The organism is Labrenzia sp. ATLA3 (genome assembly GCF_057180185.1).
Window position 1 is genome coordinate 179,004 of the sequence record NZ_JBXUKV010000009.1, and the last position, 17,710, is coordinate 196,713.

The 17,710-nt window shown below is 57.5% G+C and carries 15 protein-coding genes and 1 pseudogene; 13 read left to right on the top strand and 3 right to left on the bottom strand.

All coding sequences use genetic code 11. The features are described from left to right. Positions 1-463: 463 nt before the first annotated feature. The 4 genes from proS to dnaE all read left to right on the top strand — a co-directional run bounded on the left by proS (position 464) and on the right by dnaE (position 7,961). Entirely contained in the window at positions 464-1,792 is a 1,329-nt protein-coding gene (proS, locus tag AC2A6O_RS24750; protein WP_498931075.1) for a proline--tRNA ligase, read from the top strand. 124 nt (positions 1,793-1,916) lie between these two features. Then, positions 1,917-3,221: a lipoprotein-releasing ABC transporter permease subunit gene (locus AC2A6O_RS24755; RefSeq protein ID WP_148586744.1), complete on the top strand. Its 1,305-nt coding sequence runs from the start codon at positions 1,917-1,919 to the stop codon at positions 3,219-3,221. An 11-nt stretch (positions 3,222-3,232) separates the two neighbouring features. Then, on the top strand, positions 3,233-3,949 hold the full coding sequence (locus AC2A6O_RS24760; RefSeq protein ID WP_498931077.1) for an ABC transporter ATP-binding protein: 717 nt from the start codon (positions 3,233-3,235) through the stop codon (positions 3,947-3,949). Between the two features lie 508 nt (positions 3,950-4,457). Next, positions 4,458-7,961 carry a DNA polymerase III subunit alpha gene (gene dnaE, locus AC2A6O_RS24765; RefSeq protein ID WP_498931079.1) on the top strand — a complete coding sequence of 1,168 codons (3,504 nt, stop codon included), beginning with the start codon at positions 4,458-4,460 and terminating at the stop codon, positions 7,959-7,961. Positions 7,962-7,973: 12 nt separating this feature from the next. Here dnaE and AC2A6O_RS24770 read toward each other — a convergent pair whose 3' ends face one another. The 3 genes and pseudogenes from AC2A6O_RS24770 to AC2A6O_RS24780 form a co-directional block, all read right to left on the bottom strand. Further along, positions 7,974-8,375, bottom strand: a complete 402-nt coding sequence (locus AC2A6O_RS24770) for a VOC family protein (RefSeq protein ID WP_498931081.1) — start codon at positions 8,373-8,375, stop codon at positions 7,974-7,976. Between the two features lie 66 nt (positions 8,376-8,441). After that, positions 8,442-8,729 (bottom strand): EamA family transporter, encoded by a 288-nt coding sequence (locus AC2A6O_RS24775; RefSeq protein ID WP_498931083.1) that lies wholly within the window; start codon positions 8,727-8,729, stop codon positions 8,442-8,444. Positions 8,730-8,982: 253 nt separating this feature from the next. Next, positions 8,983-9,516: pseudogene (locus tag AC2A6O_RS24780) on the bottom strand (EamA family transporter); the annotation flags it as partial. Here AC2A6O_RS24780 and AC2A6O_RS24785 point away from each other — a divergent pair. The 9 genes from AC2A6O_RS24785 to rseP all read left to right on the top strand — a co-directional run bounded on the left by AC2A6O_RS24785 (position 9,470) and on the right by rseP (position 17,452). Further along, positions 9,470-9,760, top strand: coding sequence for a winged helix-turn-helix transcriptional regulator (locus AC2A6O_RS24785; protein WP_286192755.1), 291 nt, complete (start codon positions 9,470-9,472; stop codon positions 9,758-9,760). The pseudogene AC2A6O_RS24780 and the gene AC2A6O_RS24785 sit on opposite strands and share 47 nt — an antisense overlap. A gap of 238 nt (positions 9,761-9,998) precedes the next feature. Next, positions 9,999-10,799 (top strand): 30S ribosomal protein S2, encoded by an 801-nt coding sequence (rpsB, locus tag AC2A6O_RS24790; RefSeq protein ID WP_148586749.1) that lies wholly within the window; start codon positions 9,999-10,001, stop codon positions 10,797-10,799. Positions 10,800-10,943: 144 nt separating this feature from the next. Further along, a complete protein-coding gene (tsf, locus tag AC2A6O_RS24795; protein ID WP_148586750.1) occupies positions 10,944-11,861 on the top strand; it encodes a translation elongation factor Ts in 918 nt (305 codons plus the stop codon). Between the two features lie 68 nt (positions 11,862-11,929). Further along, positions 11,930-12,649 (top strand): UMP kinase, encoded by a 720-nt coding sequence (gene pyrH / locus AC2A6O_RS24800; RefSeq protein ID WP_148586751.1) that lies wholly within the window; start codon positions 11,930-11,932, stop codon positions 12,647-12,649. A 111-nt stretch (positions 12,650-12,760) separates the two neighbouring features. Beyond that, positions 12,761-13,324: a ribosome recycling factor gene (frr, locus tag AC2A6O_RS24805; RefSeq protein ID WP_148586752.1), complete on the top strand. Its 564-nt coding sequence runs from the start codon at positions 12,761-12,763 to the stop codon at positions 13,322-13,324. Between the two features lie 31 nt (positions 13,325-13,355). Then, a complete protein-coding gene (locus AC2A6O_RS24810; RefSeq protein ID WP_148586753.1) occupies positions 13,356-14,123 on the top strand; it encodes an isoprenyl transferase in 768 nt (255 codons plus the stop codon). Positions 14,124-14,138: 15 nt separating this feature from the next. Continuing rightward, entirely contained in the window at positions 14,139-14,981 is an 843-nt protein-coding gene (locus AC2A6O_RS24815; protein WP_498931087.1) for a phosphatidate cytidylyltransferase, read from the top strand. A 16-nt stretch (positions 14,982-14,997) separates the two neighbouring features. Continuing rightward, a complete protein-coding gene (locus AC2A6O_RS24820) occupies positions 14,998-16,209 on the top strand; it encodes a 1-deoxy-D-xylulose-5-phosphate reductoisomerase (protein WP_498931089.1) in 1,212 nt (403 codons plus the stop codon). Between the two features lie 100 nt (positions 16,210-16,309). Beyond that, positions 16,310-17,452 carry an RIP metalloprotease RseP gene (gene rseP, locus AC2A6O_RS24825; protein WP_498931091.1) on the top strand — a complete coding sequence of 381 codons (1,143 nt, stop codon included), beginning with the start codon at positions 16,310-16,312 and terminating at the stop codon, positions 17,450-17,452. The last annotated feature ends 258 nt before the right edge of the window (positions 17,453-17,710 follow it).

Here is a 17,710-nt window from a genome sequence, read left to right on the forward strand (position 1 = left end):
AAGCTCTGCCTTTGAAAAGTTCCGCGTCTAAATTCGACCCTGTACCCTTACCATCCGGTATTCCCGTATGGCTGGGCGGCTGCAACCCAGAAGGTGCGCCTAAGGGTCCTTCCTCCCAAGACTCAGACCGCGATGTCCTTGAGCCTCTTGGCATTTCTGCCAAGGCATCTTTTTCTTATTGAAAGGGAAACTAGCGGATAGATTCAGTCTTGTCACCTATTTGTCGTGCACAGGCTATTTTTTTTGCTTGCCTATTTCCTTGGCGGTAATTGGGGCCAAGTTGCTGGTTCCAAAACTGTCTAAAAATTAGACGGCAAATCGCAGCCAATGCCTGCGTTCGTGCGCTTTTTTGCCGTCATTTCTGTATAAGGCAGCCCTGCCTGCGCAAAGGACTTGTATTTGGTGGCTGCTTGCGCTTTGACTGCGCACAAAACAGGCGATGCCCTAGATTGAGAGAACATTCATGCGTCTTTCCCGTTACTTCCTGCCCATTTTGAAAGAAACACCCAAGGAAGCGGAAATCGTGTCCCACCGGCTGATGCTGCGTGCCGGCATGATTCGCCAGCAGTCTGCCGGAATCTATTCCTGGTTGCCGCATGGGTTGAAGGTCCTGCGCAAGATCGAGCGGATCGTGGAAGAAGAACAGGCCAGGGCAGGGGCCATTCAACTGCTGATGCCGACCATCCAGTCGGCGGACCTGTGGCGGGAAAGTGGTCGCTACGATGCCTATGGCAAGGAAATGCTGCGCATCACCGATCGTCATGAGCGGGACATGCTGTTCGGGCCGACCAACGAAGAAATGATCACGGACATCTTCCGCGGGTACGTGCGTTCCTACAAGGACCTGCCGCTGAACCTCTATCACATTCAGTGGAAGTTCCGCGACGAAGTGCGCCCGCGCTTCGGTGTCATGCGTGGTCGCGAGTTCCTTATGAAGGATGCCTATTCGTTCGATCTGGACAAGGAATCGGCTCGTCATGCCTATAACCGGATGTTTGTCGCCTACCTGCGCACATTCGCCCGGATGGGGCTGAAGGCGATTCCGATGAAGGCCGACACAGGCCCCATTGGTGGCGACATGAGCCATGAGTTCATCATTCTGGCCGACACCGGCGAGAGCGAAGTGTTCTGCGACAAGTCGCTGCTGGAGCTGCCGACGCCTGGGGAAGACACGGATTTCTTCTCAGATCTGACGCCGATCGTGACCGAGTGGACGTCTCCCTATGCGGCGACGGACGAAATGCACGACGAAGCCGCATTCGGCGCGTTGCCTGAGGAAACCCGGGTTTCGGCACGCGGTATCGAAGTGGGCCATATTTTCTACTTCGGCACCAAATATTCCGACGCTATGGGGGCCAAGGTCGCGACTGCAGAAGGCACGGAAGTGCCGGTCCACATGGGCTCTTACGGTGTGGGTGTGTCGCGCCTTCTTGGTGCCTTGATCGAAGCCAATCATGACGAGAATGGAATCGTCTGGCCGAAATCCGTCGCACCGTTCCATGTGGGGCTGGTCAACCTGAAGCCGGGTGACGAGCTGACGGATCCGGTGTGTGAAGATCTCTATGCCAAGTTTGAAGCTGCCGGCATCGAGGTTCTTTACGACGACACGGACACGCGTGCAGGCGCCAAGTTCGCGACGATGGATCTGATCGGCTTGCCGTTCCAGGTCGTTGCCGGACCGCGCGGCCTGAAAGACGGATTGCTGGAGGTCAAGGACCGGGCAACTGGGGAAAAGGAAATGCTTTCTCCGGAAGCCACCTTGAACAAGCTGACGGCGGCATTGACGGACTAACCAAGTCCGGTGATCCTCTGTGCGGGGATTCGGTCGCAGCGGAAGTTGCGGCCAGCCGGTCTGCCTGCAGTGCTTCGGTGGGCGGCTGTGCTGAATTTTGGGGCTGTGCTGAACTGGATGGACAATGACAGCGGTAGAGACGGCGGACATTGACGACGGTCGCAAACCGGCAGCTCCAACACGTGCCTTTTCCGCATTTGAATGGATGATCGCAGGTCGCTATCTGCGGTCCAGGCGGCGCGAGACTTTCATATCCGTTATTGCAGGCTTTTCGTTCGCCGGCATCATGCTTGGCGTTGCGACGCTGATTATCGTGATGGCCGTGATGAACGGTTTCCGCACCGAACTACTCGGCAAGATCCTTGGGATCAACGGGCATATGCTGGTTCAGCCCATCGATCAGCCTCTGACGGACTACGATGCCGTCTCCGGCCGGCTCAAGGGCGTGCCGGATGTCATCAGCGCGATGCCCTTCGTCGAAGGGCAGGCGCTGGTCTCCGGGCCCGCGGGAAATTTCGGAGCGCTGGTGCGCGGTCTTCATGAAAGCGATCTGCGCCAGGTGCCGCTGATCGCGAATAATGTCCGCCTGGGTTCGCTGGATGGTTTCGACAAAGGCGAAGGGATTGCAATCGGCTCGCGCATGGCGCAGCAACTCGGGGTCACCCTCGGAGACAATGTCACGATCATTTCGCCGCGCGGCAGTGTGACCCCGATGGGTGTGACACCGCGGCTGAAGGCTTATCCGGTCACCGCCATCTTCGAAATCGGCATGAGCGAATATGACGCGACCTTCCTGTTCATGCCGCTGGAAGAGGCGCAGGCCTATTTCAACATGGACGGTAAGGCGACCGGTATCGAAGTTTATGTGGCGGACCCGGACAAGGTCGGTGCCATGAAGAGCATGATCGAGGAAACCGCGGACCGTCCGACGTTTGTGACCGATTGGCGCCAGCGCAATGTGACGTTCTTTTCGGCACTGGAAGTCGAGCGCAATGTGATGTTCATCATCCTGACGCTGATTGTTCTGGTGGCGGCGCTCAATATCATTTCCGGCATGATCATGCTGGTGAAAGACAAGGGCAAGGACATTGCGATCCTGAGGACCATGGGTGCAACGCGCGGGTCGATCATGCGCATTTTCCTGATTACCGGGGCCAGCATCGGGTTCGTCGGAACGTTCGCAGGGTTCTTTCTGGGGCTTCTGGTGTGCCTCAACATTGAATCTATCCGTCAGTTCGTTTCCTGGCTGACGAGAACCGAACTTTTCGACCCGACACTTTATTTCCTGTCCCAGTTGCCCGCGGAAATCGATTCAGGCGAGACGACCACTGTGCTCATCATGGCGCTTGTTCTGTCGCTGCTGGCGACAGTCTATCCGGCCTGGCGGGCGGCAAGGCTCGACCCCGTCGAAGCCCTCAGATATGAATAGGGAGACGGGAGATGAACATGGCCGTTGACCCCAGCCAGACACCCGGACTGGCACCAGCCGCCCTCCAACTGTCGGGTATTACCCGCAGTTTTGAAGAGGGGAACCGCGAACTTCATATATTGAATGGTGCAGAGTTGCGCATAGAGGCAGGTGAGATGGTTGCCCTGGTGGCGCCATCCGGGACCGGCAAGTCAACCCTGTTGCATATCGCTGGCTTGCTGGAGCGTCCGGACGAGGGCGATGTATTTCTGGGGCCGGTCAATTGCTCCGATCTGTCGGATGACGATCGTACTGCCATCCGGCGCAACGACATCGGTTTCGTCTATCAGTTCCATCACCTGCTGCCGGAGTTCACCGCGCAGGAGAACGTGATGATGCCGCAAATGATCCGCGGTCTTTCGCGTAAGATGGCCGCAGAGCGTGCGGACGAGCTTCTGAAATACATGCGTCTTGGGGATCGTGGCAGCCACCGCCCGTCCGAGCTTTCCGGTGGGGAGCAGCAGCGGGTTGCCGTTGCGCGCGCGGTTGCGAATGCGCCGCGGATCCTCCTTCTGGATGAGCCTACGGGAAACCTGGATCCCAATACAGCGGGTTATGTGTTTGACGCGTTGCAGGCTTTGGTGCGGGCGTCTGGCGTTGCAACGCTGTTTGCGACCCACAACCTGGAACTGGCGGGCCGCATGGACAGGGCAATCACGCTCGCCGATGGTCTCGTCAAGGACCTCTAGTTTTCCCAAACAGTTCTCTGAAGCCAAAAGTTTCCACTGTGGCTGTGCCTGGCTGTCTTCAGGTGTAGCTGCGATGAAGAACAAAGCAAAAACTCTCAGTTTTTAGCAAATTTGATTTGTCTGATGGCAAGAGGAACAAAAAGGGCTTGCAAAGAGAACAAATATGGAACATACTCCAATTACGCAATGAGCCAAGGTTGGAGGGTGTGATGATGATCCATGTCGCTCGTGATTTTGCCGCTTTCGGTGCAATGGTTTGTTTCTGCACGACGCTTGCCGTCTGGGGCGATGTGTTGCTCTCCGTCGGTTGATCCTTTCCGGCTGTGTGAGTCTCGTGCCGGCAGCTAATGCCGGTTCGACTCCTTTCTGAACCGGGTCCTACGCCGCCGATGGGGCGGGCAGGCCTTGGGGCAAAGAACAGCGGGAACAACTCTCCTGGCGTCTCGACAGGCAATCCTGAACACGCTTCACTTGAGCGCTGATTCTGGAAGATGCTAAGAGAGCCGCCATGTCTGGTACAGATCCCAATATTTCCCGGTCTTCCGGTTCGGTAGAAGGTGCCGGCGACGGTTCAGGCGGTCCCGGTTACGTTCATCTTCGCGTGCATTCCGCCTTGTCGCTTCTGGAAGGCGCCTTGCCGATCAAGAAACTTCTTGACCTTGCCAAAGCAGATGATCAGCCGGCTTTGGCGATTACCGACACCAACAATCTTTTTGGCGCGCAGGAATTTGCGACCAAAGCTTGGGGAGCCGGTATTCAGCCTATCGCCGCTTGCCAGCTTTCTGTGTTTTTTGACGACGGACTGGAGAGTGGGCGGCGGGGCGAGCCTGCGCTTTCCGATGTCATTCTGCTTGCCATGACAGAAGCCGGTTACGGCAATCTGATGGAGCTGAGCTCTCGCGCGTTCCTCGATACGGAAACTGGTCTGAGGCCACATGTTTCTATTGGCTATCTTCTTTCAAAGTCCGAAGGGCTGATTGTTTTGACCGGTGGGGTTGGCGGGCCAATTGGTGCTGCGCTCCTTGCCGCACGGAAGGATCTTGCAAAAAGCCGCCTTGAGACGCTCGCCGACCGGTTCCCAGGCCGCTGCTATGTCGAAATTCAGCGCCATGGCATGGAAGCAGAACGCAAGACGGAAGATGCGTTTCTGGATCTGGCCTACGAACAAGGGCTGCCGCTGGTCGCCACCAACGAAGCTTTCTTTCCCAAGCGGGAAGATTATGAGGCTCATGATGCGCTGATCTGCATTTCCGAGGGCAGGGTGCTGATCGAGGACGACCGCAGACGCCTGACGCCTGAGCATTATTTCAAGAGCCGTGCGGAAATGTGCGCGCTTTTCGCGGATTTGCCGGAAGCGTTGGAGTCCACAGTCGAGATCGCCCGTCGCTGCAGCTTCCGCCCGTTGAAGCGCGCGCCAATCCTGCCTCGCTTTGCAGGAGCCGATGCGGATGCGGAAGAAGCTGAAAAGGCAGAAGCAGAGGAACTGATCCGCCAGGCCCGTGAGGGATTGCGTGCGCGTCTCGATGCACATGGATTGGCGCCGGGGCTTGAGGAGAAGGACTACTGGGATCGTCTCGACTACGAGACCGGCATCATCGAGCGCATGAAGTTTCCCGGCTACTTCCTGATCGTTGCGGACTTCATCAAGTGGGCCAAGGGGCAGGGCATTCCGGTCGGGCCGGGCCGTGGTTCAGGTGCGGGGTCGCTGGTCGCATGGTCCTTGACCATCACTGACCTCGATCCCATGCGGTTTTCGCTGCTGTTCGAACGCTTCCTCAATCCTGAACGCGTGTCGATGCCTGACTTCGACATCGACTTCTGCCAGACACGGCGTGAAGAAGTGATTCGGTATGTGCAGGAAAAATATGGCCGCCAGCAGGTTGCCCAGATCATCACCTTCGGGTCGCTTCAGGCCCGCGCGGTGTTGCGCGATGTCGGACGCGTTCTGCAGATGCCCTATGGCCAGGTTGACCGCCTCTGCAAGCTCGTGCCTGCCAACCCCGCAAATCCGGTAACGCTCGGTCAGGCGATCGAAGAAGAGCCGCGTCTGCGCGAAGCGGCGAAGGAAGAGGAAATCGTCGAGCGCCTGCTGGGCATGGCTCAGAAGCTCGAGGGCCTTTACCGGCACGCCTCGACGCACGCCGCGGGGGTCGTCATTGGCGACAGACCTCTGGAACAGCTGGTGCCGCTCTACCGAGACCCGCGCTCTGACATGCCGGTCGCCCAGTTCAACATGAAGATGGTGGAAGATGCCGGGCTTGTTAAGTTCGACTTCCTCGGCCTGAAGACGTTGACGGTTATCGATACGGCGGTGAAGCTGATCGAGCGGCGCGGTATCGACGTCGACGTTGCGGCGTTGCCGATTGACGACGAAAAAACTTACCAGCTGCTAGCCCGGGGTGAAACATTCGGCGTGTTCCAGCTGGAAAGTCAGGGCATGCGCCGCGCGATTGCCGGCATGAAGCCGGACCGGTTTGAAGACATCATTGCGTTGGTGGCGCTCTATCGCCCCGGACCCATGGAGAACATTCCGGTCTACAACGCGGTGAAGCACGGCGAGCAGGACGCGGACTGTCTGCACCCGCTGCTCGAACCTATCCTGATGGAGACGAACGGCATTATCGTCTACCAGGAGCAGGTGATGCAGATCGCGCAGGTTCTGTCCGGCTACTCTCTCGGTGAAGCTGACCTTCTGCGCCGCGCCATGGGTAAGAAGATCGCCGCGGAAATGGAAGTTCAACGGGCGCGCTTTGTCGATGGTGCAGTTGAGCGCGGCATCAACAAGAGCCATGCCGGTACAATCTTCGACCTTGTGGCGAAGTTCGCCAACTACGGCTTCAACAAGTCGCACGCCGCAGCTTATGCGCTGGTCTCCTATCATACCGCCTGGCTGAAGGCGAACCACCCGGTCGAGTTCATGGCAGCTTCCATGACGCTGGATTTGGGGAACACCGAAAAGCTGGGAGACTACCGGCAAGAAGCCCGGCGCATGAAGATCGAGATCGAGCCGCCTTCCATCAACCGGGGGCAGGTCTACTTCGACGTGGCCGATGGCAAGATCCTTTACGCCATGGGGGCCATCAAGGGTGTCGGCGAGCAAGCTGTAGAGCATATTGTTGAGGTTCGCGGCGACAAGCCGTTCAAGAGCCTTGGTGATTTTGCGCGGCGAATTTCACCCAAAGCTCTCAACAAGCGCACGCTTGAAAACCTGGTGGCGGCCGGCGCCTTTGACGAGTTGGAGCCGAACCGGGCGCGGGTCTTTGAAGGTCTGGACCGGATCATGGGGCTGGCGCAGCGTACGGAAGAAAACAGGACGCTCGGTCAGGACGAACTTTTCGGCAGCAGCGACAGTGAAGAACCCTTGCAGCTCGACGATGTTCATGGCTGGACCAACGAGGAAAAGCTTCAGCGCGAGCATTCCGCCATCGGCTTTTATCTGTCTGCCCACCCGATAGACGAATATGCATCCGTGCTGGAGAAGATGCGGGTTCAGCCCTGGAGCCAGTTTTCGGAGGCCGTCAAGAAGGGGGCTTCCCATGGCCGCCTTGCCGGCACAGTGGTTTCCATGCAGGAACGCAAGACCAAGACCGGAAATCGCATGGGGATCGCCCGTCTTTCCGACGCGACAGGCCAGTATGAAGCGCTGCTCTTTCGTGAGAAGCTTGAACAGTTCCGCGACGCCCTGCAGGCGGGTCGGTCTGTGGTGGTGCTTGTCGGGGCTGACATGCGCGACGACGAACCGTCTCTCAGGATCGAGCAGGTCGATCCGATTGATCAGATGGCAGCGCGTCTTCAGAAAAGCATGCGTGTCTTCGTCCGTGACGAGCGGCCGATCCCGAGCCTTGCCAAGCAGCTGCAGGTGAGGGGGGAAGGCGATGTGACGGTGATTGTTCTTCTTGAAAACGGTGCACGGGAAGTCGAAGTCAAGCTTCCAGGACGTTTCCGTCTCTCTCCGGAAATCGCCGGGGCGTTGAAGGCGGTGCCGGGCGTCACCGACGTTCAGGTTGCATAGGCTTGTTTACGCCTAAGTTCCGGCTGGCCAGATAATCTCCAGCCGGATGCCGCCCGGCTCTGTGAACATCATGTGCTTGCGCGGGCCGCCGCCGAGGGGCTCAGGCTCAAATTCAATTGTAATGCCCGGCCACGTGCGAATTTTGGCTGCAAGGTCAAGAAGCTTTTTCTCGCTTTCAACTTCCAACGCCACGTGGTGCAGGCCGATATTGGTCTTGCGATCGAACTTCGTCGTGGGCCGCGAGCGGTCGGCTTGCCAGAGAGTGAAACGCGCTGTGCCGTCCGAGACGGTGGTGCGCGGATAGCTGTCATCGCGCGCCAGCAGGTTCCAGCCGAGCAGCTCGGTAAAAAAGGCGGTGGTCTGGTCCAGGTCCTGGACGGTGAGGCCGAGGTGGTTGATGCCTTTGGTGGTCAAGACGAGGCTCCGTGAAAAGTAGCGGAAGCCTATCCATACATGCGCGGACTGATTCTGTCCTTACCGTCAGAGCAGCGCAATGATTGCCGTCCCGCCGATCACTGCAAAGGCGCCAAGCGTGGCCAGAGGTTTTGGCGCCTGTTTTTCCTTAAGCCAGAGGATCGGCAAGACAAGGATCGGAGACAGCGACCCCAGGATGGCAGCCAGGCCGGCGTGGAAATTATTGAAGGCGTAAAGCAGCAGCGATGTCGAAATGATGTAGCCAATGACGCCAGGAAGGATCGTCTGTCCAAGAAGCGGAACGGTCAGTTGGCTCTTGGGTTTGAAAGCCCGGGTGGGCCACAGCGCGATCACGGATATGATAAAGGCGGCACCAAGAAGCCGGACCGCGGAAACGGCGAGGGGGGCTCATGCCTTCCGCCATAGCGGGCTTTACCGCCAGAAAACCGAACCCCTGACACAGAACCGCAACAAGACCCAGCAGAACAACGGCCCAGAGTTGGCCGTTGAGCCGATCGCAGTCCGAGTTTTCATTGCTGCCAAACTGGACTGCCAGCAGCAGACCGGAAAGAACGACAAGACCACCAATAATATCCCAAGTGCCGAGGGTTTCACCGAACCAGAAGAATGCCATCACGGCGACAACAGGTCCCTTCAGCGACAACATCAGTTCCGTCCGCCTCGGTCCTCCCAGGCGCAGGCATTCAACCATGGCGAGATTTCCGGCGAGGATGCCGAAAGTCGTGCTCAGAACGAAAGCGGGCCAGTGCTGCCAGGGGATGGACGACCAGTCTCCAAGGGTGGCGCAGAGCGCAGAGACAAGTGCCGCGCAGGCGGTCAATTGGATTCGCGTGAATTCGAACGCTCCTAGAAGCCTTGCTGGTGTCTGGGCAAGAACAATGCCCGTTGCCCAACCGGTTGAAGCGCCGACGGCGGCAGCGATCGGCAGAAGCAGCATGACAGGTGATCCTTGGTTTGCTACATATTCAGTAGCGATACCACTGCTACATAAATAATAGCAAGGAAAATACATGGCAACTTCCATACCCAGGCCTGGGCTGCCGGTGCGTGGATCAAAGTCCGGCAAACCTATCATGGCGTTGTTCGATCTGCTCGGGCGCAGCTGGGCACTGGGAATCATCTGGCAGCTCTCGGAAGGCAGCCTCACTTTCCGACAGTTGCAGGATCTTTGCGAAGGTGTGTCGCCAACGGTTCTCAATAAGCGATTGAAAGAACTGAAGGAATGCGCATTGGTAAAGCATGACGGCAGTGGCTACCTGTTGACAGACCTTGGGTTGGAACTGTTTGAACTGCTGGCGCCGTTCGGCGGTTGGTCGCAAAAGTGGTCGCAGGCGGTTTTGGAGAAAATCGAAGTCAAGAAATAGAGCTGAACCGAAGGTAGGATGCAGGCGATGCAGGCAAAGGTCTGCAAAGGTGCAAAACCGGCAAGAAAACCGGCCCTTAGGCCTTGAAATAAACTTTCCAGCCAACTATAAGGCGCGCATTCCACACGCAAGGGGCGGAAACCGAGCTTATCGGTATCCTTCCGGTGGCCGAAGGGAAATCTCTACGGTCCACATCCTCTTGCGGAGGTCAAACCGGAAAACTCAGGAGATAAGGGCCATGGCATTGCCCGATTTCACCATGCGTCAGCTGCTGGAAGCTGGCGTTCACTTTGGTCACCAGAAACACCGTTGGAACCCGCGTATGGGTCAGTACATCTTTGGTGTACGCAACGATGTTCATATCATGGACCTGTCACAGACCGTTCCGCTGTTTCACCAGGCACTCAAGGCCGTGTCCGACACGGTTGCCGGTGGTGGTCGCGTTCTGATCGTAGGTACCAAGCGTCAGGCTCAGGAAGCCGTTGCTTCTGCAGCGCGCAACTCCGCTCAGTATTATGTCAACGCACGTTGGCTCGGCGGCATGCTGACGAACTGGAAGACCATCTCCCAGTCAATCCAGCGCCTGCGCAAGCTGGAAGAAACCCTGTCTTCCGATGCTGCTAACGCTCTGACAAAGAAAGAGCGCCTGTTCATGGACCGTGAGCGTGAAAAGCTCGAGCGGAACCTTGGCGGTATCAAGGACATGGGCGGTATCCCGGATCTGATCTTCGTGATCGACACCAACCGTGAAGCCATCGCCATTCAGGAAGCCCGTCGTCTGGGTATTCCGGTTGCTGCGATCCTCGATTCCAACTCCAATCCGGAAGGCATTACCTATCCGGTGCCGGGTAACGACGATGCAGGCCGCGCCCTGTCGCTGTACTGCGACCTGATCGCACGTGCTGCCATCGACGGTATCTCCCGTGCACAGGGTGCTTCCGGCATGGACATCGGCGAAGCGGAAGAAGCTCCGGTTGAAGAAGTTCTTGCCACGGCTTCCGAGGAAGCTCCGGCTGAAGCAACAGCTGCCGAGGCTTAAGCCTCTCCTGCCGCGGTTCGCCGCGGCAGAATACTGTTGAAATTCGCAAGGCGGGCTGCAGTTTGTTGCAGCCTCGTCATAAAGACGCGGAAGGCCATCGGCTAAACCGTGTTTTATCTGAAACCCCCATGCACGAGGCAATCGATGAGCATTACCGCTGCGATGGTAAAAGAGCTCCGCGAGAAATCCGGCGCTGGCATGATGGACTGCAAGACCGCCCTCACTGAAGCGGGCGGCGATATGGAAGCAGCTGTTGACTGGCTGCGTACCAAAGGTCTGGCCAAGGCTGCCAAGAAGGCGGACCGTGTGGCCGCTGAAGGTCTGGTTGGTGTTGCTTCTGAAGGCACTAAAGCTGCCGTGATCGAGCTGAACTCCGAAACCGACTTCGTTGCGCGCAACGAAGGGTTCCAGGAGCTGGTCTCGAACGTTGCCAAGGTTGCTGTCGGCACCGATGGTTCCGTTGAAGCCGTTTCGACTGCAAATCTCGGCGGTAAGCCGGTTGCAGACGCGATCACGGACGCAATCGCCACGATCGGCGAAAACATGACGCTGCGCCGCACCGCGGTTCTGGCCGTGAATGAGGGCGTTGTTGCGACCTACGTTCACAGTTCCGTTGCTGATGGTCTCGGCAAGATCGGCGTTCTGGTGGCTCTGGAATCTGCAGGTGACAAGGACAAGCTGAATGGTCTCGGCCGTCAGATTGCCATGCACGTTGCGGCAACCAGCCCGCTGTCGCTGAATACCGAACAGCTGGATCCGGCAGTTGTCGAGCGTGAGAAGTCCGTCTTCTCCGAACAGGCACGCGAATCCGGCAAGCCGGACAACATCATTGAAAAAATGGTGGAAGGCCGTTTGCGCAAGTTCTACGAGGAAGTTACCCTCGTGAAGCAGGCCTTCGTGATCAACCCGGATCTGACGGTTGAGCAGGCCGTAGAGGCGCTCGCGAAAGAAATCGGCGCCGAAGTCAAACTTACCGGCTTTGTCCGCTTCGCCTTAGGCGAAGGGATCGAGAAGGAAGAGCAAGACTTCGCCGCAGAGGTGGCAGCAGCCACCGGGCAGTAAGCTCAAGAAAAAGCGCCGGCAAGTCCGGCGCTTTTTTTTTAGAAAGACAATTTTTAAAGGGTGCACCCATGACGAATTCCTTGCGCTGGAAACGGATCCTTCTGAAACTCTCCGGCGAGGCCCTGATGGGGTCGCAGGCGTTTGGAATTGACCCGGCCATTGTGCAAAGGATCGCAAAGGAAATCGCCGACGCAGTGGCTCTGGGAGCCCAGGTCGGCGTTGTCGTCGGCGGAGGCAACATCTTCCGCGGTGTTGCCGTTGCCGCCAAGGGCGGCAATCGTGTGACCGGCGACCACATGGGCATGCTTGCAACCATCATGAACAGCCTCACGCTGGCTGATGCCCTGCGCCGCCTGAAAGTCAACGCGCGTGTTCTGTCTGCCGTCTCGGTGCCGTCGATCTGCGAGACCTTCTCGCAGCGTGTCGCCGACCGCTACATGGAAGACGGCGATGTGATCATTTTTGCAGGCGGCACGGGAAACCCCTTTTTCACCACGGACAGCGGCGCGGCTCTTCGGGCCGCGGAAATGAAATGCGACGCTTTCCTGAAGGGCACACAGGTGGATGGCGTCTATTCCGATGACCCGAAGGTCAACCCGAACGCAGAGCGCTACGAGACGCTCGGTTACGAGGAAATCATAACCCGTAACCTGAAAGTCATGGACACCACGGCCATTGCCCTGGCGCGTGACAATTCCATTCCTGTCATTGTGTTTTCCATTCATTCTCCCGGCGCTCTCGTCAGCGTGCTTCAGGAAACCGGCACCTACACTGTCGTGGGTGACTGAAAGTTTTAAGAACCAATCCCGGTTCAAGCTCTTGTGTTTCGGTGCGTTTATGCCATGTTGGCGCGCGCCGAGACTCTATTCAGCCAAGCACAAAACAACAGTGAGGAAACAATGTCGGTAGAAGGTGTGGACCTTGATGATCTGAAGCGCCGCATGCAGGGAGCGCTGTCGGTTCTGAAAACAGAATTTGCAGGACTGCGTACCGGCCGCGCGTCGTCGTCCATGATGGATCCGATTACTGTTGAAGCCTATGGCCAGTCCATGCCGATCAACCAGGTGGCCACCGTTTCCGTTCCCGAACCTCGTATGCTTGCAGTTCAGGTCTGGGACAAGAGCATGGTGTCGGCCGTCGAAAAGGCGATCCGGGAATCCAATCTGGGTCTGAACCCGGTTGTGGACGGCATGCTGCTGCGTCTGCCGATTCCCGAGCTGAACCAGGAACGCCGCCAGGAATTGATCAAGGTGGCTCACAAATACGCTGAACAGGCGAAAGTTTCCATCCGTCACGTCCGCCGCGATGGCATGGACACCGCCAAGAAGGCGGAAAAAGACGGTGACATTTCTCAGGACGACAGCCGCGTCGCCTCCGATGAGGTGCAGAAGCTGACCGATCAGATGATCGCGGAAGTCGACACCATGCTGGAGAAAAAAGAGCAGGAAATTTCCCAGGTTTGATCGGCCAGGGAAGGGTGAGTTGGGGGAGCATATGAGCGTCAGCCCGGACCGCAACCTGCATGCACCTGCTGCAGATGAAACCGGTGCGAAAATGCCCCGTCATGTTGCCTTCATCATGGATGGCAACGGGCGGTGGGCAACCGCGCGCGGTTTGCCGCGAACTGAGGGGCACCGGCAGGGACTTGGCGCGCTGCGCAAGGTTATCCGTCATGCCGGTCAGGTCGGCATCGAAACCATTACGATCTACAGCTTTTCCTCTGAAAACTGGAACCGCCCGCAGACCGAAGTGTCCTTCCTGATGGGGCTGCTTCGCCGGTTCGTACAGCGTGATCTCAGTGAGCTTCACGAAGCCAATGTGCGCATCCGTATCATTGGCGGGCGTAGCGACCTGGAGCCGGGCATCCTCGCACTTCTCAACGAAGCTGAAGACCTGACCCGTCACAACACTGGTCTGAACCTTGTGGTTGCCTTCAACTATGGTTCGCGGTCGGAAATCGTTCGGGCGGCACAGGAGCTGGCAGCTAAGGTTCAATCGGGCGAAATTCAGCCGGCTGACATAACCGAGGAATCGATTACCGCAGCGCTTGACACATCCGGATTGCCGGATCCGGATCTTATCATCCGCACGAGCGGGGAAATGCGCCTGTCCAATTTCCTTCTGTGGCAGGCCGCCTATTCGGAATTCTACTTTTGCGATCTTTACTGGCCGGACTTCGATGAAGCGGCCTTCGACAAGGCTTTGAGCTGCTTCTGCAGCCGCGAGCGCCGGTATGGCGGCCTTGACGCCAAGGCAAACTGACCTCCGGCTCGAGCAATGGCAGAACCCGACCAGCACCCGAAAAAACTATCCGACCTTCGCCTCAGGTTCCTTTCGGCTCTCGTTTTGGGTCCGCTTGTTCTGCTGATAACGTATCTTGGCGGTCTTCCCTTCGCTGCACTGACGCTGGTCGCGTCCGGTCTGTTTCTCTGGGAATGGTTTTCGATCACAGGAACCCCGGCAAAGTCGGTAGGGGCCCTGACCGGGTTCGTCACGCTTTTTGCAATTGCAATCCTGTGCGTCGCCGGACATCCAGGGCCTGGGCTGGTGGCTATGGTGCTGGGCGCTTTCATCGCCTATGCCGTCAGCGGCTTTTCGAAGACTGGCCGATGGGCGATAGAGGGGATTGTCTATAGCGGGCTTGCCCTGTTTTCGCTGCTTGCGCTTCGCGAAGGCAGCGAAGGACTTCTTGTGGCATTTTTCCTGGTGTTCGTGGTCTGGGCCACGGACATCTTCGCGTATTTTACCGGTCGTGCATTGGGTGGCCCCAAGCTCATGCCGCGTGTATCACCTAAAAAGACCTGGTCTGGTGCTATTGGCGGACTGGTGCTTGCGACGCTGTTTGGCACGGGTGTCGCCCTTGTCGCCAATGCACAGCATCTTGTGTTGTGGGCATTGCTGGCCGCCGGTCTTTCGGTTGTCTCTCAAGCCGGAGATCTTCTGGAATCAGCTATCAAACGGCGTTTCGACGTCAAGGATTCCAGCCGGCTTATTCCAGGACATGGCGGCATCATGGACCGGATCGACGGGTTGGTCGCTGCTGCGATCTTCGCCGTGCTCATTGGCCTGGCGGCAGGGGGCAGTCTCGCTGATCCGCTTGCCGGTCTCGGTCTGACCTAAATTTGGAGTAACAGGCATGGCAGCTGCCTTAGCAGCACGCGACCCTGGCGCGAAAACCCGGATAACCGTTCTCGGCGCCACCGGGTCCATCGGCCAGAGCCTGGCGGATCTTATTGAAAGAAATCCGGACAGCTATGAGGTTGTGGCGCTGGTTTCGAACCGGAATGCCGCGGCTCTCGCCAACATGGCGAAAACGCTGAAAGCAAGTTCGGCGATCCTTGCTGACGAAACTTGCTATCCGGAACTCAGGGATCGGCTTTCAGGCAGCGGGATCAAGACCGGAGCCGGGGAGGCTGCCGTTCTGGAGGCGGTCGACCGGGACACGGATATTGTCGTCGGTGCCATAGTGGGCGCGGCTGGACTAAAGCCGACCATGGCCGCTATTCGCGCTGGACGCCGCATTGCACTTGCCAACAAGGAATGCCTTGTTTGCGCGGGCGACTTGTTCATGAAAAAGATCCGGGCAACCGGGGCGGAGCTTTTACCCGTCGACAGCGAACACAACGCTGTGTTTCAGGTGTTTGAAACCGACAAGGCCGATATGGTCGAAAAGGTAATTCTCACAGCCTCGGGTGGGCCGTTCAGGACGCTTTCGAAAGACGGCATGAAAAGGGTGACGCCGCAGCAGGCGCTCAAGCATCCGAACTGGGACATGGGCGCGCGCATCACCATCGATAGTGCCACCATGATGAACAAAGGCTTCGAGGTGATTGAAGCTTCTCATCTTTTTCCGGTTTCTCATGATCAGCTCGGTGTGCTCGTCCATCCGCAATCAACTGTTCACGGTCTTGTGCAATACAAAGACGGTTCGTTGCTGGCGCAACTCGGCAGTCCGGACATGCGCACACCGATTGCCCATTGTCTCGCGTTTCCGCGGCGGATGAACGTTCCGGTGAAACGTCTGGACCTTGCCGAACTTGGCACACTTACTTTTGAAGCTCCCGATCTCGACCGGTTCCCGGCGTTGCATCTGGCACTGGAGGCCATGAGGGCAGGGGGAATGGCGCCGGCGGCCCTCAATGCCGCGGACGAAATTGCCGTGGAGGCTTTTCTGACCGGACGCATCGGTTTCATGGATATTCCGGCCGCCATCGAGACGGTGCTTGAAGCCATGGGGGCAGGAGGGCTGTTGAGCGAGGCCGCCGGTGTGGAAGACGTTCTTGCTCTCGATACCGAAGTGCGGCGAAAGACCGCTGAATGGATAGAGGCGCGGCATATGGCGTGTTGACGGTTCTGGAAATTTGGTTTGCGACCATTAACACGCCGTAATTTTCTTTTTAGTACAAAGCTTCAAAATAATCCTAGCTGCGCAGGATCGGACACACTTCATGGATCTTCTTGCTTCCGCCTATTCCTTGATAGCCGGCACGATCATTCCCTTTCTATTCGTGCTGACAATCGTGGTCTTCTTCCACGAATTGGGCCATTTCGCAGTGGCTCGCTGGTGCAATGTGAAGGTTGACGCCTTTTCTGTCGGCTTCGGGCGGGAGCTTTTCGGTTTTAACGACCAGAAAGGGACCCGTTGGAAACTGTGCTGGATTCCGCTTGGCGGCTACGTCAAATTTGCCGGCGACGACAATGCGGCAAGTGTTCCAAGCCGGGAAGCCATTGCGCAAATGAGCGAGGAAGAACGGAAAACCGCGTTTGTCGCCAAGCCTGTCTGGCAGCGCATGGCTGTGGTCGCCGCCGGTCCCATTGCCAATTTCCTCCTCGCAATCGTTATTTTCACGGCACTTTTCGTCACTTCGGGCAAACAGGGCTTCGAACCTGTCGTCGAACAGGTGATGCCCGGTGGGGCTGCTGAACGCGATGGCCTTCTTGCTGGTGATGTCGTGAAGGAAATTGACGGCAGGCCGATTCAGACTTTCGGTGAAATGCGACAGATCGTCCTGATGAATGCCAATACGCCTCTTGTCTTTGAAGTCGAGCGTGCCGGCAAGGATGTCAACTTGACGGTTACGCCTGACGCAAAAGAGAAAGAAGTCTTTTTTGGCGAGAGACAGGTGGCCGGCGATATCAGTCTCCGTGGTGTTTCCGATCCGTCCCATCTCGTTCACATCAAATACGGTCTCGGCGAAGCTCTTGTTGAAGGCACTGCGGAAACCTGGCGCATTATTGAAAGCACCGTGAGCTATATCGGGGGTATCATCTCTCAGCGGCAATCGGCCGATCAGCTCGGCGGCCCGATCCGCGTCGCCCAGATCTCTGGTCAAGTCGCAGACCTCGGGTTCATGCCGCTTATTTCGCTTGCGGCCGTTCTCTCCGTCAGCATCGGTCTGATCAATCTGGCTCCGGTGCCGATTCTTGACGGCGGGCACCTCGTCTACTTCGCTGCCGAAGCCCTGCGTGGCAAACCGCTTAGCGACAGGGTGCAGGACGTCGGTTTCAGGATCGGACTGGGGCTTGTTCTCATGCTGATGGTGTTCGTCACCTGGAAAGATATCATGCGGCTTGTGGGGACCAATTCATGACACCCGTGACATTGACGCAACGTCTTCAGACTAAATCGCTTTCCGCCCGGAAGGGCTGTTGCGTTATCGGTAAAAACCTATAAAACACTCGTCGGTTCCGAGAATCTGCTGGGGTGAGTGCGGATTCCCGGAAGGGGTATTAAAAATAAAGGCATAGCGCAATAATGCAGCGATTGCAGAGACTTACACGGGCCGTACTGTTGGCGGTGGCCGTATTTTCGATCGGGACTGTTTTGCCGAAAGCTTTCGGGCCGGTGT